This window comes from Rhizobium sp. 42MFCr.1, assembly GCF_000377185.1.
Lineage (GTDB): Bacteria > Pseudomonadota > Alphaproteobacteria > Rhizobiales > Rhizobiaceae > Rhizobium > Rhizobium altiplani.
The window spans coordinates 48,665-73,366 of sequence record NZ_KB897844.1; the positions used below are offsets into that span (position 1 = coordinate 48,665).

Below are 24,702 nucleotides of genomic sequence, written 5' to 3' on the forward strand. Positions count from 1 at the left end.
GCGTGCACGTCCATCCATTTATCCCGCCTTGGCAATCGCATCGAAGGCCAGCAGCTTTTCGAGAAGCCGCGGCATATCCCGCAGATAGACCATGTTGGGACCATCCGAAGGCGCATTGTCAGGATCCTCGTGAGTTTCCACGAATACGCCAGCGACGCCGACAGCGACCGCCGCACGCGCGAGCGTCTCCACGAACTCGCGCTGCCCTCCGCTCGAACCGCCCTGCCCGCCCGGCTGCTGGACCGAATGCGTGGCGTCGAAGACCACGGGGGCGCCCATCGCCGCCATGACAGGCAGCGATCGCATGTCGGAGACCAGCGTATTGTAGCCGAAGGAAGCACCGCGTTCGCAAAGCAAGATGTTCGGATTTCCGCTCGAATTCAGCTTGTTGAGAACGTTCTTCATGTCCCAGGGCGCGAGGAACTGCCCCTTCTTGACGTTGATGACGCGGCCGGTCTTGGCGGCGGCAACGAGCAGGTCGGTCTGACGGCTGAGGAAAGCTGGGATCTGCAGGATGTCGACGACGGTGGACACCTCGGCACACTGCTCTTCGGTATGAATGTCGGTCAGGACAGGAAAGCCGTATTCCCTCTTGAGATCGGCGAACACTTCAAGCGCCGTTTCGAGGCCGATACCGCGCTGCGCTGACAGCGACGTCCGGTTCGCCTTGTCAAAGGAGGACTTGTAGACGAGGCCGAGACCAAGCTTGTCGCAGAGTTCCTTCAGCACACCGGCGACCATGAAGGCATGCTCGCGGCTCTCCATCTGACAAGGCCCGGCAATCAGCGACAGCTTGCCGGAATTCGAAAAGGTGACGCGGCCGGCGCCTTCGCCGACCACGACTTCGGAATTTGTCTGGCTCATCGTTTCTCCTCGAAGGCGAAGAGAGCGCCCTGTCCGGGCGCGGCCTTCACCAGAATTCGATTGTTCTTGCGCGTATAGGTCATCCCGTTAGCAGCCAATTGCGCTTCTGTCACGGCGAGATCGCCTACTTTGAAAACGATGGCAACACCACGCAGACCGCGATCGTCGGAAGGCGCAGGGATGTCGAAGTAGGCGTCCAGTCCATCCGGGGAGAGAACACTCACTCTGGCATTCGGAGTTGTCACACTCACACCGAAGGCCTCATTGGTCGTTCCCAAGCTGTGGGCGGCGGCGCGCAGGAATGGTCCAAACGCCTTGGGGTCGGGTGCCCCAAGCACGATCTCTGCGATCCCAACCACCCCATTTGCATGCACTTGCAGGGCTTTCCGGTCGGCTGGCAGCGGGTTGACACGTTGGCATGTGAAGAAAAAGAAATCTGGAGCGCGCAGGTCAACTGCAAAGGCGAGCTTAAATGCAGCCGTCACCTCCGAGCCATCGGGCATCTTCATCGGCCGCTCGAACTGCAGCATCTCGCCGCCATTGATCTTTTCGGACAGAAACCGGGCATGGTCGCGATCGGCATCCGCCGTCGCAAAGACCACGGCAGACAGCCCATCGTCTCCACATCGGAATCGAAAGGCACGGTCCCGCGCGGTGAAGACATTGCCTTTCTGCGCCGAAGCTTCATGCAGTTCGGCATTGGCGACCCCGAGAGGCTCCAGATAAGTTTCGTCGGCGAAGAATATGCAGGCATTCTCGGTCCCAAACGGGTGCCGGGCGTCGGGCGCGACGGTGAATCCCAGCTTTCCGAGACGCTCGCGCGAGAGCCTGATATTTGGAACCGGCAGCACGATGTGGTCCAGCGGATGCGCTTCGCTCATGGCAACTTCTCCGGAATTTGCGAAGATGTGCGCCGGGCAACAGGACAATGCAACCCCCTTCTACGCTTTCGGTCAAATGAGACGCAAAAACTCAGCAAGTTGCAGGCAAGTTTTACGAAAATTTAGGTACTTGCGGAACACATATGGAACATATAGTGTCTGTTCTGTCTTTGTTTCACGACTCTGGGGTTCAACTTCGATGCTGACGCGCAAGCAACAGGAGCTTCTTCTCTTCATTCACGAGCGAATGAAGGAGTCCGGTGTCCCCCCTTCTTTTGATGAAATGAAGGATGCCTTGGACCTCGCGTCGAAGTCAGGCATCCACCGGCTGATTACCGCGCTGGAGGAACGGGGCTTCATTCGCCGACTGCCGAATCGAGCCCGCGCTCTGGAAGTCATCAAACTGCCCGAGGCATATAACCCGAGCCTGCAGCCCCGCCGCGGTTTTTCGCCGAGCGTTATCGAAGGCAGCCTCGGCAAACCACAGCCAGTTGTGGCGCCGAAGCCAGCGCCGCAGGCTGACAACGGCGGTCCTGCCTCTGTACCGGTCATGGGACGGATTGCTGCCGGCGTACCGATTTCGGCAATTCAGAACAATACCCATGACATCACGGTTCCGGCGGACATGCTTGGCCCAGGCGAGCACTATGCGCTTGAGGTCAAGGGCGACTCGATGATCGAGGCCGGCATCTTTGATGGCGACACGGTAATCATCCGCAACGGCAGCACCGCCAATGCCGGCGACATCGTTGTTGCGCTTGTCGATGATGAGGAAGCGACGCTCAAGCGCTTCCGCCGGAAAGGCGCCTCCATCGCACTTGAGGCGGCAAACCCGGCTTACGAGACGCGCATTTTCGGGCCTGACCGTGTCAAGGTCCAGGGCAAGCTTGTCGGCCTCATTCGCCGCTATCATTGAAGGCAAGCGGCTCGCCGTCAAAGGTGCCGCTTCGCTAATTATACGCCCGATGGCGGATCCAAGGGCGGTCGAGCCTCGTATAGGCCGTCGTGACGACGGGGCTACCTTGATCGTCGATCCTTACCTCAGCGGCACCAAAGCGACGCAAGTTTTCGCCGGTGAACAAAAGTGCGCCCGACCGGCACCGCGTCGTGCGGAGGCGAGCGGGTGTCACGACGATATCGGCCGTATCGCAGGCAGCGCCGAAGTAAGCGGGATTTTCGACGATCGTCACGACGTAGCCGCTATCGTGCGTGGCTGTGCACCAGACGCCTTTCAGGCATACAAATCGGTTCTCAGCGCTCGTCGCAGCCTGACGTAACGCATCGCGGGCATTGCGCAATTCCACGGCAGATAACCTTTCCGATCTGCCTTGAATGTCCCGCCGCCTGATAGCGTTGACACCCTCCAACAATTGCGGTGGTTGATCTCGCTCCGCGGCGAGCGCCATTCGCCATTGGTCGAAAATGAAGTCAGGCGGATGCGGCCGGTTCGGTGCAAGGACTTGTCCTCTCACAATCGCGACGAGATTGCCGTCTTCGGCAATGACCATGTCGGGCGGCGGTTCGCTCGGCGCAACCACAACAAGCACTGTTGCCAGCGCCGCAATGCCAGCGCCGAGGTAGCGGATCTTGGAGCGCAGAAGGGCAAGTAAGAGGAACCCTGCTACCGCCACAGGAAAATACCAACCCGGCAATCTGCCGATATCGATATTGCCGCCCAGGTCGAGACCATCTGGGCAATGGCGATCACGATGTCGAGCCCGAAACCGGCAATTTTCCATGGAATGACGTCGAGGCCCAAAGGTGTCAGCAGCATAGCGAGCATGCCCATCGGCATCACCACGAAAGAGACCACCGGCATGGCCATGAGATTTGCCGGCAGACCATAAGCGTTGAGCCGGTGGAAGTGCTCGACGGCGAAAAGCGCGGTCGAGAAGCCGCCGATCATCGCGGTCAGCAGGATGCCACCAAAGAAGCATATGATGAAAACGACGGGCGTTACTGCGGCGACCTGCAGCAAGGGATGTTCGTGCGGCGGCCTTCTTGACCAGATCGCGTAAACCGGCGACGAGGGCAAGCGTCGCCGCAAACGACATCCGGAGCTCGGCCGGGGCACTTCCAAGCACGAACCAGAGGATCGCGCCCGCCCCAGCGAAGACGGACGAAACCAGGAAGAACCGCCCATGCTCTATCTCCGTTGCCACGGCGAGACGAAGCCACACGGTACAACGATCCGACGCAGTCCTTATCCGTGTCGGCCACGGCACGAAGGATTGCGTCCGGAAAGTTAGCGGAGGTTCCGCAGGAACTCGTGGCACGAGAAAAGAAGGCTGTGGCGCGCGCCCAAACGCGTCCGCGCCGGGTGTGGCTTCCCTCACCTCCAATGGCCTCAACCCCGGCATGCATTGCGCCCAAAAACAGCCGCCCGTACAACCAGAATGAAAGCTAACGGGCTTCCAAGCAAGAATAATCGATTGAAATCTGAAGGAAAATCGGAAGCCGGAAAAGCTAAGGATAATCATCAGCTTCTGCTATGCGCAGGGGTCATCGCAGAAGTGCCCAAAAGTTGATACTGCGATGCACAAAATGGCGTCACGGTAACTTGGCATTAGGCGCGCGATCATATAGCAATCATCGACGACGCTTAACCCTATGGCGCTTTTATGGCGCCAACCGCCAGTTTGGAGGATCATAATGACGGAACAAAGCGCAACACTGAAAATCGGTGACAAATCAGTCGATCTCGCCGTCAAGAGCGGCACCATCGGTCCTGACGTCATCGATATCGGCGCCCTGTACAAGAACACGGCTTCCTTCACGTACGATCCTGGTTTCACCTCGACCGCGTCCTGTGAATCGAAAATCACCTATATCGACGGTGACGCCGGCGTACTGCTGCATCGCGGCTATCCGATCGAGCAGCTCGCCGAGCACGGGGACTTCCTCGAAGTCTGCTACCTGCTTCTCTACGGAGAACTGCCGACCGCAGCCCAGAAGAAGGACTTCGACTATCGCGTGACGCATCACACGATGGTGCATGAGCAGATGAGCCGGTTCTTCACGGGCTTCCGCCGCGATGCACATCCGATGGCTGTCATGTGCGGTTGCGTCGGCGCGCTGTCGGCGTTCTACCACGACTCCACCGACATCACCGATCCGCATCAGCGCATGGTCGCAAGCCTGCGTATGATCGCCAAGATGCCAACGCTGGCCGCCATGGCCTACAAGTATCACATCGGCCAGCCCTTCGTTTACCCGAAGAACGATCTCGACTACGCGTCGAACTTCCTGCGCATGTGCTTTGCAGTTCCTTGCGAGGAATATGTGGTCAATCCGGTTCTGGCCCGCGCCATGGACCGCATCTTCATCCTGCACGCCGACCACGAGCAGAACGCGTCGACCTCGACCGTCCGCCTCGCCGGCTCGTCGGGTGCAAACCCGTTTGCCTGCATCGCAGCCGGCATTGCATGCCTCTGGGGCCCGGCACACGGCGGCGCCAACGAAGCAGCGCTGAACATGCTGACTGAGATCGGCACTGTTGACCGCATTCCGGAATACATCGCCCGCGCCAAGGACAAGAACGATCCGTTCCGCCTGATGGGCTTCGGTCACCGCGTCTACAAGAACTACGATCCGCGCGCCAAGATCATGCAGAAGACGACGCATGAGGTTCTCGGCGAACTCGGCGTCAAGGACGATCCGTTGCTCGAAGTTGCGATGGAACTCGAGCGCATCGCCCTAACCGATGAATACTTCATCGAGAAGAAGCTCTATCCGAACATCGACTTCTACTCCGGCATCACGCTGAAAGCCCTGGGCTTCCCCACGACTATGTTCACCGTGCTGTTTGCCCTGGCCCGTACGGTCGGCTGGATTGCCCAGTGGAACGAGATGATCGAAGATCCGGAGCAGCGTATCGGTCGCCCGCGCCAGCTTTATGTCGGCGAACCGGAGCGCGACTACGTGCCGGTTTCCAAGCGCTAATCGGCGATCACAGACAGCAAAAAGCCCGGTCAGAAATGACCGGGCTTTTTCTTTTGGAGAACGTCGAGAACAATCTCTGCCGCATGTTCTCCCGGCGGCTTCTCGGTCTGCATTCTCTGCCAGAGAACGTCGAAGCCCTGCATCATTGCCTGCCGTGGCAGGCTATCCGCTGAAAGCTTCTCCATCCAGCGAGCGAAGCTGCCGCCTCGGACCACGTCGTTGATATACTCGGGCACAACAGCGTAATCGGCGATCAAGTTCGGAAGCGCAGCACTCCACGTTTTGATCTTGCTGGTCATGAGCCTGATGATCCAGTCCGTCTTGTACGCCGAAACACAGGGAACGCCCGTCAAAGCCAGCTCAAGCACGACAGTGCCGGAGGCAGCCATGGCGGCATCGGCCTCCGTGAACGCTCGCCACTTCGCCTCGGCTCCCGTCACGATCTCCGGCTTGGCCGTCCAATCCTTGACGAGCTCACGGATCATGGCTTCGCGGCGTGGCATCGTCGGCAAAATAATACGCATCTCGCCGTTGCGCGCTACCAACTCGCTAATGGCATCGCCAAAGTGTGGCAGCAGCTTGGCGATCTCCGACGAGCGCGAACCCGGCAGAAGCATGACTGTCTTGCGGTCGGCCTGGTTTCGCGGCTTCGTCTGCGCGCGCTGGCGTCGTGCATCCAACAGGTTGGGATCGGCTGTCAAGCGGTGGCCGACATAAGTTGTCGGCGGCCCGCCCAGCTTGCGCATCACGTCCGGTTCGAATGGCAACACAGCGAGCACATGGTCGACATAGGCGAGCATGCGCTGCGCCCGGTATTCCTTCCACGCCCATACGCTGGGGCAAACGTAGTTGACGACAGGCAAGCTGGGCAGCACCGTGCGAACACGCTTTGCGACCCTGTGCGTGAAGTCAGGACTGTCGACGATAATAAGCACATCAGGCTTTGCGGCGATGATGGCCGACGCCGTCTCACCGATACGCCGAACGAGCCGCGGCAGCTTCGAAAGCACCTGGGTGATGCCCATGACCTGAAGGTCGGCGAAATCGAAAAGCGAGCGCAGACCCTGCGCCTCCAGCCCCTCGCCGCCAACGCCGATGAGTTCCACGTCGCCAGGAAACTTTCGTTTCAGAGCGGCGATCAGGTCGGCACCCAGGAGGTCGCCCGAAACCTCTCCAACAACAATGGCAACTCTCAGTGAAGCTTCGCTCACGCCAGCCCCCAGGATGGCAATCCCCTATCCAGTCCGCATACAAAGATACCGGCTCCATCGGCAGCCTTGATGACGGCGTCGCGCTCCAGGATGAGCGAGCGGCCCGCCTCCACAGCCACTCCGGCAAGTCCTGCTCTCTGCAGGTTCTCGATCGTCGAAATGCCGATCGATGGCAGGTCCGCGCGGATATCCTGCTGCGGTTTGCACAGTTTCACCAGCACGCCGCTGCGGCGCTGAGAAATTCGCCCCGCCGACCGCAGCTCGGCGACACGCTCCAGCATGCTGTCCGTGCCTTCCACGCCTTCGAGCGCGACAATGCGACCGCCGACCGACACCGACCCTTGACCGACGTCCAGCCTGCCGAGCGCATCCGCTGCTTCTGCGGCTCGCGCGATGTCCTTCGCATTATCGAGGCTTGGTCGCACAGCGCCCAGCGGACCGACCGATGCCAGCAGATCCGGTGCGATCTCGTGCGCGCCGACGACCCGGCGCCCATTCTCTTCGATCAGCGTGATGACCATCCGCAACACGGTATCGTCGCCACCAGCGAGCAGCGTCCGGATTGTCGACGGTAATTTCACGAGGGTCCTCAGCGTCGGCCGCACTTCGCGCCATTCCGGACGCCGGCGTACACCACCAGACATCACGACGCGGTCGATGCCGTTGCCTTCGAATATCCGACTGAGAGCGGCAAAATCTCCGACCCCGATAACCGCATGGTCAAAGCCTTCCCAAGAGCGATCGGCCTCGTCCTTCAGAGCGATAATAAAGGGATTTTCACCTGCTTGCCGCGCCGCGGTGGCGACATAGGACGGCAGAAGCCCGCTACCTGCGATGATGGCCAAGCGGCCTTTTGCCATGTCACCCGCGAGAGCCAAGCATCACCCTTTCTGTCCCCTGGTCGGAGAGGAAAGAGCGCGATCGCTATCGGCTGCGATGAAGTCGAGGATCTGAAGGACCTGCTCGCAATCGGCGTGTTCATCCCGGATCGCGGCGGCGTTGGCACGGATCGAACCGGCGCCTTCGAAAATCGCCTTGTAGGCGCGCCGCACGGCATGAATCGTCGCCCGGTCAACACCGGCGCGGGTCATGCCAACGACGTTCAGTCCACTCAGAAGGCCCGGATTGCCGTTCAGCATGCCATAGGGAATGACGTCATAGCTGACCGCAGAGAGACCGCCGACGAACGCCTGGCGACCGACACGTGTGAATTGGTGCACGGCACAGCCACCACCAAGAATGACACGGTCCTCAATCGTCACATGGCCGGCGAGCATCACGTTGTTGGACATGATGACGTTGTTTCCTACCCGGCAGTCATGGGCGATATGCGAATTCGCCAGGAAAAGGTTGTTGTCGCCAACAATCGTCTGGCCACCAAAATCGGCAGTACCCGTGTTCACCGTGACGCCCTCGCGGAACGTGCAGTTGTCGCCGACCGTCAAGGTCGTTTCTTCGCCGCCGTGATGGACGCTCTGCGGATCGCCGCCGATCACGGCCATCGGGAAAACGCGGCACCCCTTACCAAGCGTCGTCCTGCCGGATACGACCGAATGCGCCAGCAACTCCACGTTATCACCCAGCACGACCTTCGGCCCGACATGGCAGAAAGGGCCGATCTTCACGTTCTCGCCAATCACGGCGCCATCTTCGACGACCGCCATGGCGTGAATGCTGGCGCTGGCTGCTATCGTGCTCATGCCTGATCCTTGCGAACGATCATCGCCCCGATGTCGGCTTCGGCGACGAGCGCTCCATCAACCTTAGCATCGCAATGGAACTTCCAGATATTACCGCGCTGTTTCTGTTTCTTCACGTGGTATTCGACGCGATCGCCGGGAACGACCGGCTTGCGGAAACGCGCGTTATCGATCGTCATGAAGTAGACGAGATTGCCGGTTTCGCCCTGCTTCTTGGCGCAGATCGCGCCGGCCGTCTGCGCCATCCCCTCGATGAGCAGAACTCCCGGCATAATTGGCGATTCCGGAAAGTGACCGGTGAAATGCGGTTCGTTTGCAGTCACGTTCTTGATACCGACCGCGGATTCGTCGCCATCGATCTCGATAATCCGGTCTACGAGCAAGAACGGATACCGGTGTGGCAGCAGCTTCATGATCTCGATGATATCTGCCGAAGAGAGCGAAGTCTTTGCTTCCTCAGTCATTCTTTTCTCCCGTTTTCTTGCCGCCGGTTGATCGCGCCAAAATCGCGGCCGTCTCCCGTAGAAAATCGTTGATGGGGCGGGCCGGCACACCGCCGTAGCGCTCACCAGCGGGGATGTCTCCGATCACGCCGCTCTTTGCAGCGATCTGCACCCCGTCGCCAATCTTGATATGTCCGTTCAGTCCTGCCTGACCGCCGATCTGCACGCCGTCGCCAAGCACCGTACTGCCGGCAATGCCGACCTGCGAAACGATGGCACAGTGACGCCCGATGCGGACGTTGTGGCCGATCTGGACCTGATTGTCGATCTTCGTGCCCTCGCCGACGACCGTATCATCCATCGTACCACGATCAATCGTTGTATTCGCGCCAATCTCGACATGATCCTGGATGATCACCCGGCCGATCTGAACGATCTTGATCATCCCGCGTGGACCCGGAGCGTAGCCGAAACCATCCTGGCCGATCCGTGCACCATTGTGAATGATGACGCTGTTGCCAATGAGGGCGCAGAGCACGCTTGCGCCAGCCGCGATCGTGCAATTGCGGCCGATCTTGACGTTGGGCCCAATGATAGCGCCGGCGCCAATATGTGTACCCTCGCCGATTTCAGCGTGCGCACCGACCACCGCCATCGGCTCGATCGAAACCTTCCCTTCGAGACGGGCCGTAGGATCAACAACCGCGCGATCCGAAATACCAGGGGCTTCGGAAAAAAGGGCTTCTGGGCGCAGCGCCTTCGGGTAGAGGAAACCTCCCGCCATCGCAAAGGCCGCATGGGCATTCTTCGAAATCAGAACAGGCAGATGATCCGGCACCAGCGAGCGCAGCCCCGCGCTGCAAAGCACTGCAGACGCTTCGCACGTCGCAAGCTCGTCCTTGCTCCGCTTCGAGATGATGTAACAGAGATCGCCCGCCTTCGCCCGACTTACGGGGGAAACGGAACGGATCACGACATCTGCATTTTTGGGGTCAGCAAGCTCTGCCCCAAGATACTGCGCCAACTCCGAGAGTTTCACGCCATCATGGGGCAGAAAAAAGCTATTTTGCTCCATCGGCAAATCTCCAGAACGGAATTCGGTTTTACGGTTCCGGACTGCCGATATCAGAATTGGTTGTTTATGCCAAACTTGAAGTGCTGCGTCTTGTCAAAGTCTTCCTTGGCGACCGGAATAGCGTAGTCGACGCGCAGCGTACCGAATGGCGACGCCCACATAAGACCAACGCCGACGGACGCACGGAGTGACGCATCTTCGCCGTTCACAGTATCACCGAGCGGGTCGACATCATTGCCGAACAGCGTGCCAGCGTCGGCGAACAAGGCGCCACGCAGGCCAAAGTCGCGCGGAACCAACGGGAGCGGGAACGTCGCTTCAGCCGAGACCGTGAAATAGGTCGTACCGCCGAGCGGATCGTCGTTCGCCCCGGCAATGCGCGGGCCGATGCCCTTGTTTTCGAAGCCTCTGATATCGCCGTTGGTCAGCGTGAACTGGTCAAAGACGTTCAGGCTCTTGTCAAAGCCTACAACATAACCCGCCGAACCCGTAACCGAGCCGATAATGTCAGCATCATCGGCCAGCAGATGGAAATACCGCGCCTTGCCGTAGATCTTATAGAACTGCGAGTCACCGCCGATACCAGCAATTTCCTGCGTAACGCTTGCGTAGATGCCTTCGCGCGGCAGCGTCATGTCGTCAAGCGTGTTGTAGGTCAGCGTCTGCGAAACAGACGACTTTACCCATGGGCTATTCTCAACAAGGTTCTGATACGGCGCAGACAGATCGCTCAGCGAACCCGAGGGATCGTACTTCATCTGCTTGTAGTTGTAGCGGAACGTCGTCGCCAGATCTTCCGTGATCGGCGCCGTGGCACGAAGAACACCGCTGTTTTCTTCGTAGTCGTAGTTATCGTTGCTCGACGTCTCGCTGTGATTGAGGTCGAAACCGACAGCCAAACGGTAACCGAGGAAGTAAGGCTCAGTGAAGTTCAAGCCATAGGTACGAGAACCTTCCTGACCACCACCAGCGCTGATCTTGATATACTGACCGCGACCCAGGAAGTTCTTTTCCTCGACCGAAGCTTCAAGCAGCAGGCCGTCGCCGCCGGCCGCATAGCCCGCGCCGATACCGAACGAACCCGTCGACTGGTCCTGCACATCAACCACAACGACAACGCGGTCCGGAGAGCTGCCCGGCTGCGTCGAGATGTTGACCGACGAGAAGTAGCCGAGAGCTTCGAGACGGCGCTTTGCCCTCGTGATCATCTGCTGATTGAAGGCGTCGCCTTCGCTCATGTCGAACTCGCGACGAATGACAAAGTCGCGCGTGCGGCTGTTGCCGCGGATTTCGATACGCTCGACATAGGCGCGCTCGCCCTGGTCAACGAGGTATTCGACGCCGATCGTGTTGTTCGCCAGGTCACGATTGCCGCGCGGCGTTACGCGCGCAAAAGGATATCCAGCGGAGGCGACCTGGTCAGAGATCGCTTCCATCGACTTCTGGACTTCCTTGGCGCTGTAGACCTGGCCCTCGCGAGTGCGGACGAGCCCCTGCAACTGCGTGGCATCAACTCCGGGAACCGTCGATTGCACGGTTACGGCGCCGAAATTGTAGCGCGGACCTTCTTCGATATTGAAGGTCAACGTGTACTTGTTGGTCGCCTCGTCGAAGGTCGCGTCCGACGAGATGATACGGAAGTCGGCAAAGCCGCGATTGTAATAGAACTGACGCAGCGCCTCTTCGTCAGCGCGAAGCTTGTCTTCGCTGTAGACGTCCTTGCGTGTCAGGAACGACAGGAAGTTGGAGCGCTTCGTGTTGATGACCGAAGCGAGACGGCCGGAGCTATAGGCATTGTTGCCAACGAAATTGATGGCGCCGATCTTGGTGCGATCACCTTCGTCAATGACGAAAGCCAGATTGACGCGACCTTCGCCGAGCGGCACGACCTGCGTGGTCACCTGGACCTCGCTGCGACCGGTTGCCGCATACGCGTCCTTGATCGACTGAATGTCCGCCTGGATCTGCGCGTCGTTAAAAGGTCCGGCCGCGTGCGTCTTCACGATCGCAGCAAGCTTGTCGTCCTTGATCTTCCGGTTGCCGTTGAAGACGACCTGGTTGATGAGCTGCGCTTCCTGGACCGTCACGACCAGCGTGCCGCCGGAAACGGAAATCTTGACGTCGGAGAAATAGCCCGTGTCGTAAAGCTGCTTCACAGAGTCATCGATGTCGGTGTTGGAAAAGCTTTGGCCAGGCTGGATTGTGAGGTTCGAGCGAACGGCCTCAGCGCCGACACGGCTGGCGCCGCGCACATCGATGCGCTGAATCACTGCAGCTTCTGCCGTCGTAGCGGAGACGAAAACCGCTGCACCTGCTCCCGAAGCAACAATACCTGCAGACAGCGCAACCGCCGATACTGCGTTCAAAAATCTTGAACCAGCCTTCATTTCACCCATTACCTTTTTTCTCGTCCCCGGCCCCAGGCGTCCCCCGATTCCGGTCACGTGTGTCGTTTTACCCGCTTTTGTCTTACAAGCAAGGGAGCAAGTTAATTTCTGTTTACTTCATTTCAAAGCGTGACGCATTCGCCACTACAGCTTTGAAACATCGTAAATAAATGGTAATTTCCCTCGTCGAGCAATCAACCAATCAAAGCACTTATATCGTTCCAGGTGGCAAAAACCATCAAGCTCAAAACCATCGCCAAGCCAATGCGAAACGCAATGTCCTGCGCAGACGAACCCAACGGTTTTCCCCTCACCGCTTCAATCGCATAGAACATCAAATGTCCGCCATCAAGTACCGGAACCGGCATCAAATTCAGTAATCCGATGGAAACAGACAAGACAGCGGCAAGCTGAAGCAAAGCTGCAACGCCCAACGTCGCCATCTGACCGGAAGCCTGAGCCACGCGGATCGGTCCGCCAAGCTGGTCTGGCTTCATATAGCCGGAGATCAGGTTGCCAATATACTTGAAGGTGCCAGTTACGATGTGCCAGGTCTGAATCGCGCCTTCCTTGACCGCCTCCAGCGGCGAGTAGGTCTGTACCCGGAAGTGGCCGACCTCCTGGTTGGTGACGATGCCGATCAGGCCGATTTCGATCTTGTTGCCGAACTGGTCGGTCATATCGGTTCGCGCCGGCACCATCGGCACATCCAGCTTCTGGCCGTTGCGCTCGATCGTTACGACAATTTGCTGCTCGGGCCGAATGCTGACGTAGCGCCGGACGTCGTCAAAAGTCTCGACCCTCGCGCCATCGATGGCGATCAGAAGGTCGCCAGGCACGACGCCCGCTTCGGCTGCAACGCTGCCCGGCTTGACTTCGGCAACCACAGGATCAGCAACCGATCGACCGTAGATCGAGAAGAGAACCGCAAAAATCGCAATCGCCAGGATGAAATTCGCTATCGGGCCGGCAGCAACCGTTGCGGCACGCTTCCACAGCTTCGCACCGGCGAAGGACCGCGCACGATCCTCTTCCGACATTGACGCGAGCTTGTCGTCATCGGGCTTGCTCGATACATCCTCGTCGCCGAAGAAGCGGACATAGCCGCCCAGCGGTATCAGTGAGAGCTTCCAGCGCGTTCCATGCTTGTCGGTGAAGCCGAGCAATTCCGGACCAAAGCCGATCGAGAACGCCAATATGCGGATGCCGCTCCATCGCCCCACCAGATAGTGGCCCATTTCATGCACGAAAACGAGCAATGACAGCACGAGGACAAAGGGCACGATATAGCCCGTCAGGAATGCCAATATACCGGTCAAGCCAAGCATCTGATTTTTCCGCCAGCCTTTGCAGACATTATACGCCGAACAGGGCTGCACCGAGCGACGCTATTTCGCCGCCCTTTATCAGCGAAAAAAGCCCAGCTAGCAAGAACGCCGCAAAGCAGGCGAAAATGAGCCCGTCGACACGGTCCATGACGCCGCCATGCCCTGGAATCAGGTGGCTCGAATCCTTGACGCCGAAGCGACGCTTGATGAAGGATTCGAAGAGATCGCCGCTCTGACTGCATACCGATAGGATGAACGCAACCGGAGCCGCGAGCACGAGGCTCTGCGGAAAGGCAAAATAGGCAACCAGGCTACCGGCGATCACAGCGGAAACGGCGCCGCCAATAGCGCCGGACCATGTCTTTCCGGGAGATATCTTCGGCGCCAGCTTCGGGCCACCGATGGCGCGCCCGACGAAATAAGCAAGAATGTCGGTCGACCACACGACTGCGAATACAAAGAGCATCGCGAAAAGGCCGACGCTATCGGAGCCGCGGATGCTCGAAAGGGCAATTCCCGTAAGACCGGCGTACACGATCCCCGTGGGAAACCAGCGCGATACGCCGGACACAAGCACGAAGCCGACAGCAATCAGGAAGAACAGCACCAGTAGCAGCAGGGAATATCCAAGCGTCCCCGCAACGACGGCCACCGCGATTGCCGCCTGCCCTATCCAACCGATCGCATTGGCGACCGGCTGTTCCGTGGCAAGCTTCGTAATGGTCGACCATTCATAGTAGATCAGCAGTCCGATCGCTGCCGACAGCAGGCTGAAGGCAACGCCGCCGTACCAAGTGGCGAGCAGAACGATAACGGCAAGGATTACGCCCGAAATAATGCGCAGCTTCAGCTCCTGCTGCATCAGGTGCCCACTGCCGCAGCCGTCTGTGCCACCAGTCCGCCAAAGCGACGGTCGCGCGACGCGAAGGTTTCCAACGCCGAGTAGAAGATCTCCCGGCTGAAATCGGGCCAATACTCGGGCACGAAAATGAACTCGGAGTAGGCCGCCTGCCAGAGCAGGAAGTTGGAAAGGCGTTCTTCACCACTTGTGCGGATGATCAGGTCCGGATCCGGGATCCCGGCCGTGTCGAGCCGCGCATCGATCAGCGCCGGAGAAATATCCTGCGCCTTCAGCCGTCCTGCCTCGACATCCCGTGCAAGGCTCGCCATCGCACGCGCGATCTCGTCGCGCGAGCCATAGTTGAAGGCGATGATGAGCGTCAGCGCGGTATTCGTCTTTGTGGTCTCTTCCGCATCCACGAGAAGATCGAGGATGTCGCTCTTGAGGCTGTGCCGGTCGCCAATCACTTTCACGCGCACGTTCTGGCGATGCAGTTCCGCCAAGTCACGACGAATGAAGGCTTTCAGCAATCCGAGGAGATCCGAGACCTCCGTTTCCGGACGCCGCCAGTTTTCCGACGAGAAGGCGAAGAGCGTGAGATATTTGATCCCGACGTCGCCCGCTGCGCGCACGGCCTCGCGCACAGCGTCAACGCCCTTTCGATGCCCCATCGTCCGCGGAAGCCCGCGCTGCTTTGCCCATCGGCCGTTGCCGTCCATGATGATGGCAACGTGTTCTGGCACAGTCAAAAATGTTCGTTCCGACATTTCCCGTCCGGTTCTTGCAGCCAAGGCGCAGCCGCAGCGCGCCTTAAACCTGCATGATTTCCTTTTCCTTCTCGCCAAGCAAGCGGTCGACCTCAGAAATCGTCTCGTCGGTCATCTTCTGCACACGATCTGATTGTGCCCGGCTTTCGTCCTGGCCAATCGCACCGTCTTTTTCGGCTTTCTTAAGGCCGTCCATGCCGTCACGACGTACATGGCGAATCGCAACCTTGCTCTTCTCGGCATAGTCGTGGGCGACCTTCACCAGCGATTTGCGGCGCTCCTCGTTGAGCTCCGGCAGCGGGATACGCAGGTTCTGGCCATCGATGATCGGATTGAGGCCGAGGTTGGCCTCGCGGATCGCGCGATCGACGGCGTTGACCATCGACTTGTCCCAGACGGAGATGCCAAGCATGCGCGGCTCTGGAACGGTCACGTTTGCCACCTGGTTCAGCGGCACGCGCGAACCATAGGCCTCGACCATGACAGGGTCGAGAATGTTGGCCGAGGCGCGGCCGGTGCGCAGCGATGCGATATCGTGCTTGAACGCGGAAATCGCGCCATCCATGCGGCGCTTGAGTTCCTTGATGTCGATGCCTTCACTCATTTTATTGCTCCCGTCTTGGTAGAAGCTGCGGCAAAGCAGGCCGCCCACTCAATCAGTTATCAGAGACGATGGTCTTGAGGCCACCGCCTTTGAGGATTTCAGCAAAACCACCCTTCTCGTGGATCGAGAAGACGATGATCGGAATGGAATTCTCCCGTGCAAGCGCCACTGCCGCGACGTCCATGACGGCCAGTCCCTTGTCGAGGACTTCCTTGTGCGTCAGGTGGTCGAAGCGCGTCGCCTCGGGATCCTTTTTCGGATCAGCCGAATAAATACCATCGACTTGCGTTCCCTTGAAGATCGCTTCCGCTCCCATTTCGGCGGCGCGCAGCGCGGCTGCCGAGTCCGTCGTGAAGAACGGGTTGCCGGTGCCGCCTGCGAAGATCACGACGCGGCCGAGCGACAGATGGTAGAGCGTCGCGCGCTGCGAGAAACTCTCGCAGATCTCCGGCATCGCAATCGCCGAGAGCACAACAGTGTCGATGTTCAGCTTGCGCAGCGACGTTGCCAGCGCCAGCGCGTTGATGACGGTCGCGAGCATGCCCATGTGGTCGCCGGTAACGCGATCGCCACCCTTGGAGGCAACTGCGACACCGCGGAAGATGTTGCCGCCGCCGACGACGACGCCGACTTCCACACCCATCTGCCGCGCTTCGGCTATGTCAGCCGCAATGCGGTCTGCGACCGCTACATCAATTCCAAATCCCTGGCTGCCCATGAGGGCTTCGCCGGAAGCCTTGAGTAGAACGCGTTTGTAGACAGGCTCTGACGACATCGTGGCTCCTCGTATATTACCGCTGTGTGCCGGATACACGAAGGGCACCGCGTTGTCACGCGATGCCCTTCGGTTTTCACATGTATAGGTCGATCAGCCCTTGGCGACAGCGGCCACCTCAGCAGCGAAGTCGCTCTCTTCCTTCTCGACGCCTTCGCCGAGGAGAAGGCGTGCCATGCCGACGACTTCGATCTTGGCGCCGGCTTCCTTTTCTGCTTCCTTGACAGCAGCGCCGACCGTCAGGTCGGGGTTGATGACGAAAGCCTGCGAGAGCAGAGCAACTTCTTCGAAGAACTTGCGCATACGGCCTTCGACCATCTTTTCGATGATGGCTTCCGGCTTGCCGGATTCGCGGGCCTGTTCGATGAAGACGTTGCGTTCGCGCTCGGCAACGGCAGCGTCGACTTCTTCGACGCGGATGGCGAGCGGGTTGGTCGCAGCGATGTGCATGGCAACCTGGCGGCCGATCGAGGTCAGGACGGCCTTGTCACCTTCCGACTTCAGGGCGACGAGCACGCCGAGCTTGCCGATGCCGTCGCCAGCAGCGTTGTGGATGTAGGTCGCAACAACGCCGTGCTCGACTTCGAGCTTGGCAGCGCGACGGAGCGTCATGTTTTCGCCGATGGTCGCGATCGCGTCCTTGATGGTGTCGGCGACCGGCTTGCCGGATGCCGGGTATGTCGCGGCAGCAATGGCTTCAACCGTGCCATCGGTGGACAGGGCAACGTTGGCGATGCCGCGAACGAGATCCTGGAAGGCATCGTTGCGGGCAACGAAGTCCGTTTCCGAGTTCAGCTCGACGACGACAGCCTTGTGACCGGCGCCGGCAATGGCAATCAGGCCTTCAGCAGCAGCGCGGCCGGCCTTCTTGTCGGCCTTGGAGATGCCCTTGGCGCGCAGCCAGTCGATCGATGCTTCGATGTCGCCGTTGTTTTCGAGCAGCGCCTTCTTGCAGTCCATCATTCCTGCGCCGGACTTCTCGCGCAGTTCCTTCACCAGTGCAGCCGTAATCTCGGTCATAAGCTTCCTCTTGTCGGTTCAAACGGTGGCCCGCAAAGGCGGTGCAACACCGGATTGAGGCACGAAATGTACCTGTATGTATGACAGCGTGATGAAAGACGCCTCATACGAAACTCAAATGGCGAGAGACTGATCGCCCTCGCCTGAAACGGTCAAGGCCGCCGAACTTTAGAAAGTCGCGAGCGGCCTTTTCCCAATCTCTGGAAAGCATGACGGGCCATCCAGCCCGACTGCTTCTTTTATCAGGCTTCGGCTTCGCCTTCGAGCGCCGGCTCAACCGGAGCTTCGATCGATGCGCCGAGATCGCGGCCCGACGAGCTCTGCTGGCGAGCGATACCGTCGATGGCAGCGCGTGCGATCAGGTCGCAGTAGAGAGCGATGGCGCGCGAGGCGTCGTCGTTGCCCGGGATCGGATAGTCGATCAGATCAGGATCGCAGTTCGAGTCGATGATTGCGACAACCGGGATGCCGAGGCGCTTGGCTTCGTCGATCGCGATCTTTTCCTTGTTGGTGTCGATGATGAACATCAGGTCCGGCGTGCCGCCCATATCCTTGATACCACCGAGAGCCTTGTCGAGCTTTTCGCGCTCGCGCTCGAGGTTCAGGCGCTCTTTCTTGTTGTAGCCGGACTGTTCCGAAGACAGGATTTCGTCGAGCTTGCGCAGGCGCTGGATCGAGTTGGAGATCGTCTTCCAGTTGGTCATCATACCGCCGAGCCAACGCGAGTTGACATAGTACTGAGCGGAACGCTTGGCCGAGTCAGCGATCAGCTCGGAAGCCTGGCGCTTGGTGCCGACGAAGAGAACGCGGCCGCCACGAGCAACGGTGTCGGAGACAACCTGCAGGGCGCGCGACAGCATCGGAACGGTCTGAGCCAAGTCGATGATGTGGATGTTGTTACGATCGCCGAAAATGTACGGCTTCATCTTCGGGTTCCAGCGGTGCGTCTGGTGGCCGAAGTGGACGCCTGCTTCGAGGAGCTGGCGCATAGAAAAATCGGGCAATGCCATGCCTTGTAATCCTTTTCCGGTTGAACCTCCGCAAGGCTAACAGCACCCTCTTCGAGGATGCCACCGGGCGGAACAATCCGGATTTCTCCCGGACCATCCCATGCCTTACGTGTGGAATGCGGGTGGCCTTACCCTCCCTTCCGCAGAAAATCAAGGCTTCCTGCGAAAAAAGCGACATTCGGAGCCGGCAGCCAGCGTGGGGTGGAGAGGATGGGCCGGCAGGCCCTTGGCGTCCACCACCGCGCCAAGCGTCAATCGGACTCGCAGGGCCAGCTTGTCGGCGCGGAGAGACCGGCGGGCAACTTGGTCTTGGCATCCCCGCAGGCAAGATCGACCTGAGCCTGCTCGAGACCAGTCGCGGCAGACAAATCAAGCCCTTCGATCCGCGTCAGAAACATGAAGGCGCGATCGAACGCCACCGGTCCTTCAAATGTTGCCTCGCTGAGGTCAGCGCGAGATAGATTGGCGAGCGAGAACCGTGCGCCCGTAAGAACGGCTCTGTCAAAACTTGCGCGGCCAAGTTCGGCCTTCTCAAAATTCGCACCACTGAGCTTTGCACCATTGAAATTGGAGCGTTGGAGTTCCGCGCCGGCGAACGACGCTCCTTCTGCGAAAACGTTCTCGAAGCCGGATCGATAGGCCTCGATTTTCGAGAAGTTCGCCTTGCCGGCCTGCGCTCCCGTAAGCCATGCCCGCACCAGTGTTGCCTTCTCGAAATTCGTTCCGGTCAGGTTGGTGTGGCTGAGATTGGTCAGGCTGAGATCGGCATCTCCCAGGTTGGCACCCTGGAAGTCGCTCCCTTGCAACATGAGATTCCTCTTGGTGCATTCACTCCAATTAACTCCTGCCGCCGGCGTGCTGCCGCAATCTGCAGCGAGGGCCGGAGGGCTCACGAACAACGTCAGCGCAACCAGTCCCGTTGAAATACCATAGAGTCCACCACTCAAAACACCATGCCGCATCGTCAAGATTCTCACTCCAATCCGACTCTAGCGCCCAAATCAGCACGCCTTTCGAATTACTAGCATAGAGAGGGTTTACTTAGCGACAATCGTCGGCGTGCGCATTCGTGACGGTTCTTTGCGAAACTAGACAGCGGATGCCATAAAAATTGCTGCTCAAAACCGTGTCCAAGCGTTCGTCGAAGGTTCGGAGGCAATGCGACAGAGCGTTGTCGCGAACCGTGCGGATCTCCTATATGCTTAGCGGCGAGCGCCCTGCCATGCGCGATCTGAGAAGGGACGGAAAATGTCCACTCTAGCGCTTTTAATAGTGCAGGCAGATATTCCCAACGAAGCGGACCGAGCGCCTTTCGACGATTGGTATGATCGCCATATGCCAGACGCAGTACGCGCTTTTGGGGCACTCCACGCGTGGCGCGCTTGGAGCCGAACCAATCCCTCGAAGCACACTGCCTTCTATGAATTCTCTAGTTTGGAGGCAGCGAACGCCGCGATGCGATCGCCGGGCCAAGAATTCGATGTCACATGGGGCTCACGCGCCACACGGACGCGTGACGTTCTAGAGGTTGTTCAAAGGGCGCCTGTTTCAGACTGATTAGGCCCGTTCAAGCTGGGAAATCGAACCTTCAGCCCGCGACAAAGTTCATGAAGTGCGAGTTTAGGTAGGGATGTCCTGCTTGTTGCACTTGCTACATTCCGGTTATTTGCAGGCAGCCGATTTGCTGTCGAGCAGTTCGAGCTTCGCAAGCCTGCCGCTCAAAACAAAATCGCCATAGTCCATCGTCAGATCACGCGTGATGCCATTTTCATAGAGCTTGAACGACATACGGTAGACCGGCAAAGCGTCCGTCTTCGTATTCTCGTTGAAATACGAGATCGTGACCGGCCAGAAGGCTGCCCTCGAGAAGGCGCCAGCGTTGCCCGCATCGGCCTCGTCGGTTGCGGGCGCCACCTGCTTTCCGACCACCGTCGTCGTCACCAACGCCTTGTCTCCATCGTCCGAGCCGTCAAAGACGCGCGCCTCGAACAGGCGCTTGCCAGCCTTGGCGTTCTGGATCACGTCCAGCATATGTTCCGTTGGGAACCGGCTTGCCGCCAGCTGCAACTCCTTGCTGGTCGGCTGGGTCAAGGCAACCTTGACACCTTCAGCCTGGTCCTGCGCGGCACCGTTAACCTCCTTGTCGAGCTGGTCGTCGGTGAAGGATTTGGTGTCGAAGGTGAACCGGCGGTCCTTGAGGTTCTCGAAGGTCTTTGTCTGCTGGTCGCTGACGCGGACGGCATCGCCCGTATCGATCTGGGTAACGAAACGGAAGTTAGTGGTGAAGCCCGTGCAGTAATTGCCGTCGAACTCATAAACCATGCGGCCCGACATGCCCGAAATGCCGGAGCGCTCGGAGGCATCCTTCAATTCCAGATCGTAGACCGCCCGGTGAGCAACGAGGCCAGTCGCGATCGCCGCACTCGTTACCGGCGCGGCCGCATGGACGGTCGTCGAAACGCTCGCCAGAAGAAGTGCGGCAAGACTCGATCGGAACATTGACAATCTCCTGTTGGACTCGCCTGCAATGTTATAAGAACGCTTTCGGCCAAATCGAGGCTCGAAAATGTCACAAAGCAGATTCCAAGCCTTGATGCATAATTTTAGAACTATTGACAATAAAAGCGGAGAGGAAAATGCCCGATCAAATCGCTGCACGCCTGAAAGAAATGGGGATATCCCTGCCTGAGGCTGCTGCACCGGCCGCCAACTACGTCCCCTACGTCATCAGCGGGAACCTTCTCTATATCTCCGGACAGCTGCCGCTCGAGGGCGGAAAGATTGCTGTTCTCGGTCACCTGGGCAAGAATGTAGACGTCGCAACCGGCCAGCGCGCCGCGGAACTCTGCGCCATCAACATCATCGCCCAAGCAAGCGCTGCCCTCGGCGACGATCTCGGTCGCATCAAGCGCGTCATCAAGCTCAACGGCTTCGTGGCCTCCACTCCTGATTTCGTCGAACAGCACCTCGTCATCAATGGCGCCTCCAACCTGATTGCAGGCGTGCTTGGCGAGGCCGGAAAGCATGCGCGCGCCGCCGTCGGCATGGCCGCGTTGCCGATGAACGCCGCTGTCGAAATCGATGCGATCGTGGAAATTGCCTGATGACCTCAGCAGCATGGCTCAAGGAGCAACCGGTCGCCCATCGCGGCTATCATGACCTCAACAAGACGGTCTGGGAAAACACACTCTCCGCCTTCACGCGCGCAGTCGATGCAGGATTCGCGATCGAGTGCGATCTGCACTATGCGTCCGACGGCGTTCCTGTTGTCTTCCATGACGAGGATTTGGAGCGTCTGTGCAATCTGAAGGGAGACGTGCGCGAACGCACGTCCAAGGAGCTCGGTCTCATCTCCGTCGGCGGGACGACCGACAAGATCCCGACGCTGCGGCAGCTGCTCGATCTCGTCAAGGGTCAGGTTCCCTTGGTCATCGAGCTGAAAGGCCGCGAGGCCGATGACGAGGGCTTTGCCGAAGCAGTTCTCGAAGTGCTTGAGGGCTATGAAGGCAAGGTCGCCCTCATGAGCTTCGACCACTGGCTGCTTCGCGATCTGAAGGCGCTCAATGCCCCCTATCCTCTCGGGCTGACGGCAGGTGGCAACAAGCCGGAAGAATTCGAAGTGCATGAAAAGGCGATAAAACTCGGCCTTGACTTCATTTCCTATTTCGTCGCCGACCTGCCGAACCCGTTCATAACCGCCCAGCGCGAAAAGGGCATGGTTGTCATCACCTGGACCGTCCGCGACGAAAAGGGGCGAAAGCATACCTTCGAGAATGCCGATCAGATGACGTTCGAAGGATTCGATCCGCGCGTTTCGGTTTGACGCTCGCTTTTTGGACAAGATCATGCTCAGACTGTTGGTGGGCCCTATTCTCCTCCCAAACGGTCTCGCATTCGCTCCATGACAGACGAACTTTCAATCCGCATCGAGCGGTCTTTCACCGCGATTTCCCCGGAGAGCTGGTCTCAGCTTTCCGGGGCCTCCCGCAAAGGCAGCGTTCTCGCCTACAATCCGTTCGTGTCGCATGCTTTCCTGTCCTCGCTGGAGGAATCAGGATCGGGGACCGCACAAACCGGCTGGATGGGTCATCATCTTCTATTGGAAACCGACAAAGGCGAACTCATCGGCGCCCTGCCCGGTTATCTCAAGAACCACAGCCAGGGAGAATATGTTTTCGACCACGGCTGGGCCGATGCTTTCGAACGAGCCGGCGGACGCTACTATCCGAAGCTGCAATGCTCCATCCCCTTTACCCCTGCGACCGGCCCGCGCCTGCTTGTCGCCGAAGGTCTGCAGCGCCTGCCGATCCAGCACGCAATTGCCGAGAGCCTCAAGGAGGTCGTGCGCCGGCTTGGCGTCTCTTCCGCCCACATCACATTCGTGCCCGAAGACGAGATCGGCATCTTCGAAGGTGAGGACTACCTGCACAGGACGGATCAGCAGTTCCACTTCATCAACGAAGGCTACGCCAATCACGAGGAGTTTCTGGAAACGCTCGCGTCGCGCAAGCGCAAAGCACTTCGCAAGGAACGCCGCACCGCACTCGAACACGGCATTGAAATTGATTGGCTGACCGGTCGCGATCTGACAGAACGGATCTGGGACCAGTTCTTCGAATTCTATATGGACACGGGCGGCCGAAAATGGGGCCGGCCTTACCTGACGCGCAAATTCTACTCGCTGATCGGCGAGCGCATGCCCGATGACATCCTGCTCGTCATGGCAAAGCGTGACGGTCGCTATATTGCCGGCGCGATCAACTTCATCGGCGGCGATACGCTTTATGGCCGTCATTGGGGCTGCATCGAGGACCATCCGTTCCTGCATTTCGAAGTCTGCTATCATCAGGCAGTCGACTTTGCATTGGCGAAAGGCCTCAAACGGGTGGAAGCCGGCGCCCAGGGCGAGCACAAGCTGGCACGAGGTTACCTGCCGGTGACAACTCACTCCGCGCATTATGTTGCTCATGCTGGGTTGCGGCGGGCTATAGCCGACTATCTCGAGCGCGAGCGTGACGACGTAGAGCACATGAACGAGATCCTGACGGAGCACAGCCCGTTTCGAAAGGGCGAGCGCCAGCAGGAGGATTGACGCTTTCGCCCCTGCCGCGCTACGCGATCACAGCAGCAACGAGGAGAGTTCGTATGACCAGCGCCGCCTACGACAGCAACAACATTTTCGCCAAGATCCTGCGTGGCGAAATTCCCTCGCACCGCATTTACGAAGACAGCGACACGATCGCCTTCATGGACGTGATGCCGCAGGCTCCGGGCCATGTGCTTGTCCTTCCCAAGGCGGCGTCACGCAACCTGCTCGATGCGGACCCGACCGTTCTCGCCAAGACCATCCCCGTCGTCCAGAAGATCGCCAATGCCGTCAAGGAAGCCTTCGACGCCGACGGCGTCTTCGTCTGCCAGTTCAACGAACCAGCCGCCGGCCAGACCGTCTTTCACCTGCACTTCCACATAATCCCGCGTTTTGAAGGTACGGCCCTGCGTCCGCATTCCGGGCAGATGGAAGACAATGCCGTACTCGCGGCGAACGCGGAGAAGATTAAGGCTGAGCTCTAGGTGTGTAGTCCCTGAGTGTGATGGTGCATCATTGAACCTGAGTCGTCAGGAAGAGGATGCATTATGGGAAGTATTCTTCACGGCAGCGCCCGCACGACGCCGCGTCTTCGAGCCGAACTCCAAGCGTCGCATGAAAGTACCCGGTCCCTTGCCGCCCGCTACGGCCTGAACTCGAAGACGGTGGCCAAATGGCGCGAGCGGACCACGACGGCCGATGCACCGATGGGGCCTAAGTCTCCCAAGAGCACGGTGCTGACGCCGGCTGAGGAGGCCATCGTGGTGG

At 59.1% G+C, this 24,702-nt stretch carries 25 protein-coding genes and 1 pseudogene; 7 read left to right on the forward strand and 19 right to left on the reverse strand.

The features are described from left to right. Positions 1 to 18: 18 nt before the first annotated feature. On the reverse strand, positions 19 to 864 hold the full coding sequence (gene kdsA / locus C934_RS0122290; protein ID WP_018858810.1) for a 3-deoxy-8-phosphooctulonate synthase: 846 nt from the start codon (positions 862 to 864) through the stop codon (positions 19 to 21). Continuing rightward, positions 861 to 1,745: a VOC family protein gene (locus C934_RS0122295; protein WP_018858811.1), complete on the reverse strand. Its 885-nt coding sequence runs from the start codon at positions 1,743 to 1,745 to the stop codon at positions 861 to 863. The genes kdsA and C934_RS0122295 overlap by 4 nt, the downstream gene beginning before the upstream one ends. Before the next feature lie 199 nt (positions 1,746 to 1,944). Here C934_RS0122295 and lexA point away from each other — a divergent pair, with 199 nt between their 5' ends. Beyond that, on the forward strand, positions 1,945 to 2,661 hold the full coding sequence (lexA, locus tag C934_RS0122300; RefSeq protein ID WP_018858812.1) for a transcriptional repressor LexA: 717 nt from the start codon (positions 1,945 to 1,947) through the stop codon (positions 2,659 to 2,661). Positions 2,662 to 2,695: 34 nt separating this feature from the next. On the opposite strand, the gene C934_RS33285 is transcribed toward lexA, so the two are convergent. Both C934_RS33285 and C934_RS33290 read right to left on the reverse strand, forming a co-directional pair. Continuing rightward, the gene (locus C934_RS33285; RefSeq protein ID WP_026372000.1) at positions 2,696 to 3,376 is read right to left on the reverse strand and encodes a hypothetical protein; all 681 of its coding nucleotides are present in this window, start codon (positions 3,374 to 3,376) and stop codon (positions 2,696 to 2,698) included. Further along, on the reverse strand, positions 3,367 to 3,723 hold the full coding sequence (locus tag C934_RS33290) for a ComEC/Rec2 family competence protein (RefSeq protein WP_026372001.1): 357 nt from the start codon (positions 3,721 to 3,723) through the stop codon (positions 3,367 to 3,369). The genes C934_RS33285 and C934_RS33290 overlap by 10 nt, the downstream gene beginning before the upstream one ends. A 674-nt stretch (positions 3,724 to 4,397) precedes the next feature. On the opposite strand from C934_RS33290, the gene gltA reads away from it, so the two are divergent. Next, the gene (gene gltA, locus C934_RS0122315) at positions 4,398 to 5,687 is read left to right on the forward strand and encodes a citrate synthase (RefSeq protein WP_018858813.1); all 1,290 of its coding nucleotides are present in this window, start codon (positions 4,398 to 4,400) and stop codon (positions 5,685 to 5,687) included. A 29-nt stretch (positions 5,688 to 5,716) separates the two neighbouring features. Here the strand turns inward: gltA and lpxB are convergent, their stop codons facing one another. From lpxB to C934_RS0122390, 15 genes are all read right to left on the reverse strand, one after another. Continuing rightward, positions 5,717 to 6,898 (reverse strand): lipid-A-disaccharide synthase, encoded by a 1,182-nt coding sequence (lpxB, locus tag C934_RS0122320; protein WP_018858814.1) that lies wholly within the window; start codon positions 6,896 to 6,898, stop codon positions 5,717 to 5,719. After that, a complete protein-coding gene (locus tag C934_RS0122325) occupies positions 6,895 to 7,776 on the reverse strand; it encodes an LpxI family protein (RefSeq protein WP_026372002.1) in 882 nt (293 codons plus the stop codon). Before C934_RS0122325 ends, lpxB begins: the two co-directional genes overlap by 4 nt. A gap of 3 nt (positions 7,777 to 7,779) precedes the next feature. Beyond that, complete coding sequence (gene lpxA, locus C934_RS0122330) at positions 7,780 to 8,598, reverse strand: acyl-ACP--UDP-N-acetylglucosamine O-acyltransferase (RefSeq protein ID WP_018858816.1); 819 nt, start codon at positions 8,596 to 8,598, stop codon at positions 7,780 to 7,782. After that, positions 8,595 to 9,062 (reverse strand): 3-hydroxyacyl-ACP dehydratase FabZ, encoded by a 468-nt coding sequence (gene fabZ, locus C934_RS0122335; RefSeq protein WP_018858817.1) that lies wholly within the window; start codon positions 9,060 to 9,062, stop codon positions 8,595 to 8,597. Before fabZ ends, lpxA begins: the two co-directional genes overlap by 4 nt. Then, entirely contained in the window at positions 9,055 to 10,116 is a 1,062-nt protein-coding gene (lpxD, locus tag C934_RS0122340) for a UDP-3-O-(3-hydroxymyristoyl)glucosamine N-acyltransferase (protein ID WP_018858818.1), read from the reverse strand. The genes fabZ and lpxD overlap by 8 nt, the downstream gene beginning before the upstream one ends. Before the next feature lie 50 nt (positions 10,117 to 10,166). Further along, the gene (bamA, locus tag C934_RS0122345; protein WP_025659035.1) at positions 10,167 to 12,503 is read right to left on the reverse strand and encodes an outer membrane protein assembly factor BamA; all 2,337 of its coding nucleotides are present in this window, start codon (positions 12,501 to 12,503) and stop codon (positions 10,167 to 10,169) included. Between the two features lie 194 nt (positions 12,504 to 12,697). Next, a complete protein-coding gene (gene rseP, locus C934_RS0122350; protein WP_018858820.1) occupies positions 12,698 to 13,831 on the reverse strand; it encodes an RIP metalloprotease RseP in 1,134 nt (377 codons plus the stop codon). 28 nt (positions 13,832 to 13,859) lie between these two features. Next, complete coding sequence (locus C934_RS0122355) at positions 13,860 to 14,693, reverse strand: phosphatidate cytidylyltransferase (protein WP_018858821.1); 834 nt, start codon at positions 14,691 to 14,693, stop codon at positions 13,860 to 13,862. Continuing rightward, complete coding sequence (locus C934_RS0122360; RefSeq protein WP_026372003.1) at positions 14,693 to 15,439, reverse strand: isoprenyl transferase; 747 nt, start codon at positions 15,437 to 15,439, stop codon at positions 14,693 to 14,695. Before C934_RS0122360 ends, C934_RS0122355 begins: the two co-directional genes overlap by 1 nt. A 43-nt stretch (positions 15,440 to 15,482) precedes the next feature. Next, entirely contained in the window at positions 15,483 to 16,043 is a 561-nt protein-coding gene (gene frr / locus C934_RS0122365; RefSeq protein WP_018858823.1) for a ribosome recycling factor, read from the reverse strand. A 52-nt stretch (positions 16,044 to 16,095) separates the two neighbouring features. Then, positions 16,096 to 16,818 (reverse strand): UMP kinase, encoded by a 723-nt coding sequence (pyrH, locus tag C934_RS0122370; RefSeq protein WP_018858824.1) that lies wholly within the window; start codon positions 16,816 to 16,818, stop codon positions 16,096 to 16,098. Between the two features lie 93 nt (positions 16,819 to 16,911). Beyond that, positions 16,912 to 17,838 carry a translation elongation factor Ts gene (gene tsf, locus C934_RS0122375; protein WP_018858825.1) on the reverse strand — a complete coding sequence of 309 codons (927 nt, stop codon included), beginning with the start codon at positions 17,836 to 17,838 and terminating at the stop codon, positions 16,912 to 16,914. 242 nt (positions 17,839 to 18,080) lie between these two features. After that, positions 18,081 to 18,848 carry a 30S ribosomal protein S2 gene (rpsB, locus tag C934_RS0122380; protein WP_016553822.1) on the reverse strand — a complete coding sequence of 256 codons (768 nt, stop codon included), beginning with the start codon at positions 18,846 to 18,848 and terminating at the stop codon, positions 18,081 to 18,083. A gap of 251 nt (positions 18,849 to 19,099) precedes the next feature. Then, positions 19,100 to 19,810, reverse strand: a complete 711-nt coding sequence (locus C934_RS32375; RefSeq protein WP_192240746.1) for a pentapeptide repeat-containing protein — start codon at positions 19,808 to 19,810, stop codon at positions 19,100 to 19,102. Between the two features lie 700 nt (positions 19,811 to 20,510). Then, positions 20,511 to 21,347 carry a cell envelope integrity EipB family protein gene (locus C934_RS0122390; RefSeq protein ID WP_018858827.1) on the reverse strand — a complete coding sequence of 279 codons (837 nt, stop codon included), beginning with the start codon at positions 21,345 to 21,347 and terminating at the stop codon, positions 20,511 to 20,513. 137 nt (positions 21,348 to 21,484) lie between these two features. Here C934_RS0122390 and C934_RS0122395 point away from each other — a divergent pair, with 137 nt between their 5' ends. The 5 genes and pseudogenes from C934_RS0122395 to C934_RS0122415 form a co-directional block, all read left to right on the forward strand. Next, positions 21,485 to 21,952, forward strand: a complete 468-nt coding sequence (locus C934_RS0122395) for a RidA family protein (protein WP_018858828.1) — start codon at positions 21,485 to 21,487, stop codon at positions 21,950 to 21,952. Next, positions 21,952 to 22,671 carry a glycerophosphodiester phosphodiesterase gene (locus C934_RS0122400; protein ID WP_018858829.1) on the forward strand — a complete coding sequence of 240 codons (720 nt, stop codon included), beginning with the start codon at positions 21,952 to 21,954 and terminating at the stop codon, positions 22,669 to 22,671. Before C934_RS0122395 ends, C934_RS0122400 begins: the two co-directional genes overlap by 1 nt. 78 nt (positions 22,672 to 22,749) lie before the next feature. Continuing rightward, complete coding sequence (locus C934_RS0122405; RefSeq protein ID WP_018858830.1) at positions 22,750 to 23,940, forward strand: GNAT family N-acetyltransferase; 1,191 nt, start codon at positions 22,750 to 22,752, stop codon at positions 23,938 to 23,940. A gap of 53 nt (positions 23,941 to 23,993) precedes the next feature. After that, the gene (locus tag C934_RS0122410; RefSeq protein ID WP_018858831.1) at positions 23,994 to 24,419 is read left to right on the forward strand and encodes an HIT family protein; all 426 of its coding nucleotides are present in this window, start codon (positions 23,994 to 23,996) and stop codon (positions 24,417 to 24,419) included. 63 nt (positions 24,420 to 24,482) lie between these two features. Continuing rightward, positions 24,483 to 24,702, forward strand: a pseudogene (locus C934_RS0122415) (IS481 family transposase); the annotation flags it as partial.

What these genes read in the sequence shown, in the direction of transcription:
- kdsA (WP_018858810.1), bottom strand. Translation starts at nt 864, where the DNA reads ATGAGCCAGACAAATTCCGAAGTCGTGGTCGGCGAAGGCGCCGGCCGC.
- C934_RS0122295 (WP_018858811.1), bottom strand. Translation starts at nt 1,745, where the DNA reads ATGAGCGAAGCGCATCCGCTGGACCACATCGTGCTGCCGGTTCCAAAT.
- lexA (WP_018858812.1), top strand. Translation starts at nt 1,945, where the DNA reads ATGCTGACGCGCAAGCAACAGGAGCTTCTTCTCTTCATTCACGAGCGA.
- gltA (WP_018858813.1), top strand. Translation starts at nt 4,398, where the DNA reads ATGACGGAACAAAGCGCAACACTGAAAATCGGTGACAAATCAGTCGAT.
- lpxA (WP_018858816.1), bottom strand. Translation starts at nt 8,598, where the DNA reads ATGAGCACGATAGCAGCCAGCGCCAGCATTCACGCCATGGCGGTCGTC.
- fabZ (WP_018858817.1), bottom strand. Translation starts at nt 9,062, where the DNA reads ATGACTGAGGAAGCAAAGACTTCGCTCTCTTCGGCAGATATCATCGAG.
- lpxD (WP_018858818.1), bottom strand. Translation starts at nt 10,116, where the DNA reads ATGGAGCAAAATAGCTTTTTTCTGCCCCATGATGGCGTGAAACTCTCG.
- bamA (WP_025659035.1), bottom strand. Translation starts at nt 12,503, where the DNA reads ATGAAGGCTGGTTCAAGATTTTTGAACGCAGTATCGGCGGTTGCGCTG.
- rseP (WP_018858820.1), bottom strand. Translation starts at nt 13,831, where the DNA reads ATGCTTGGCTTGACCGGTATATTGGCATTCCTGACGGGCTATATCGTG.
- C934_RS0122355 (WP_018858821.1), bottom strand. Translation starts at nt 14,693, where the DNA reads ATGCAGCAGGAGCTGAAGCTGCGCATTATTTCGGGCGTAATCCTTGCC.
- C934_RS0122360 (WP_026372003.1), bottom strand. Translation starts at nt 15,439, where the DNA reads ATGTCGGAACGAACATTTTTGACTGTGCCAGAACACGTTGCCATCATC.
- frr (WP_018858823.1), bottom strand. Translation starts at nt 16,043, where the DNA reads ATGAGTGAAGGCATCGACATCAAGGAACTCAAGCGCCGCATGGATGGC.
- pyrH (WP_018858824.1), bottom strand. Translation starts at nt 16,818, where the DNA reads ATGTCGTCAGAGCCTGTCTACAAACGCGTTCTACTCAAGGCTTCCGGC.
- tsf (WP_018858825.1), bottom strand. Translation starts at nt 17,838, where the DNA reads ATGACCGAGATTACGGCTGCACTGGTGAAGGAACTGCGCGAGAAGTCC.
- rpsB (WP_016553822.1), bottom strand. Translation starts at nt 18,848, where the DNA reads ATGGCATTGCCCGATTTTTCTATGCGCCAGCTCCTCGAAGCAGGCGTC.
- C934_RS32375 (WP_192240746.1), bottom strand. Translation starts at nt 19,810, where the DNA reads ATGCGGCATGGTGTTTTGAGTGGTGGACTCTATGGTATTTCAACGGGA.
- C934_RS0122390 (WP_018858827.1), bottom strand. Translation starts at nt 21,347, where the DNA reads ATGTTCCGATCGAGTCTTGCCGCACTTCTTCTGGCGAGCGTTTCGACG.
- C934_RS0122395 (WP_018858828.1), top strand. Translation starts at nt 21,485, where the DNA reads ATGCCCGATCAAATCGCTGCACGCCTGAAAGAAATGGGGATATCCCTG.
- C934_RS0122400 (WP_018858829.1), top strand. Translation starts at nt 21,952, where the DNA reads ATGACCTCAGCAGCATGGCTCAAGGAGCAACCGGTCGCCCATCGCGGC.
- C934_RS0122405 (WP_018858830.1), top strand. Translation starts at nt 22,750, where the DNA reads ATGACAGACGAACTTTCAATCCGCATCGAGCGGTCTTTCACCGCGATT.
- C934_RS0122410 (WP_018858831.1), top strand. Translation starts at nt 23,994, where the DNA reads ATGACCAGCGCCGCCTACGACAGCAACAACATTTTCGCCAAGATCCTG.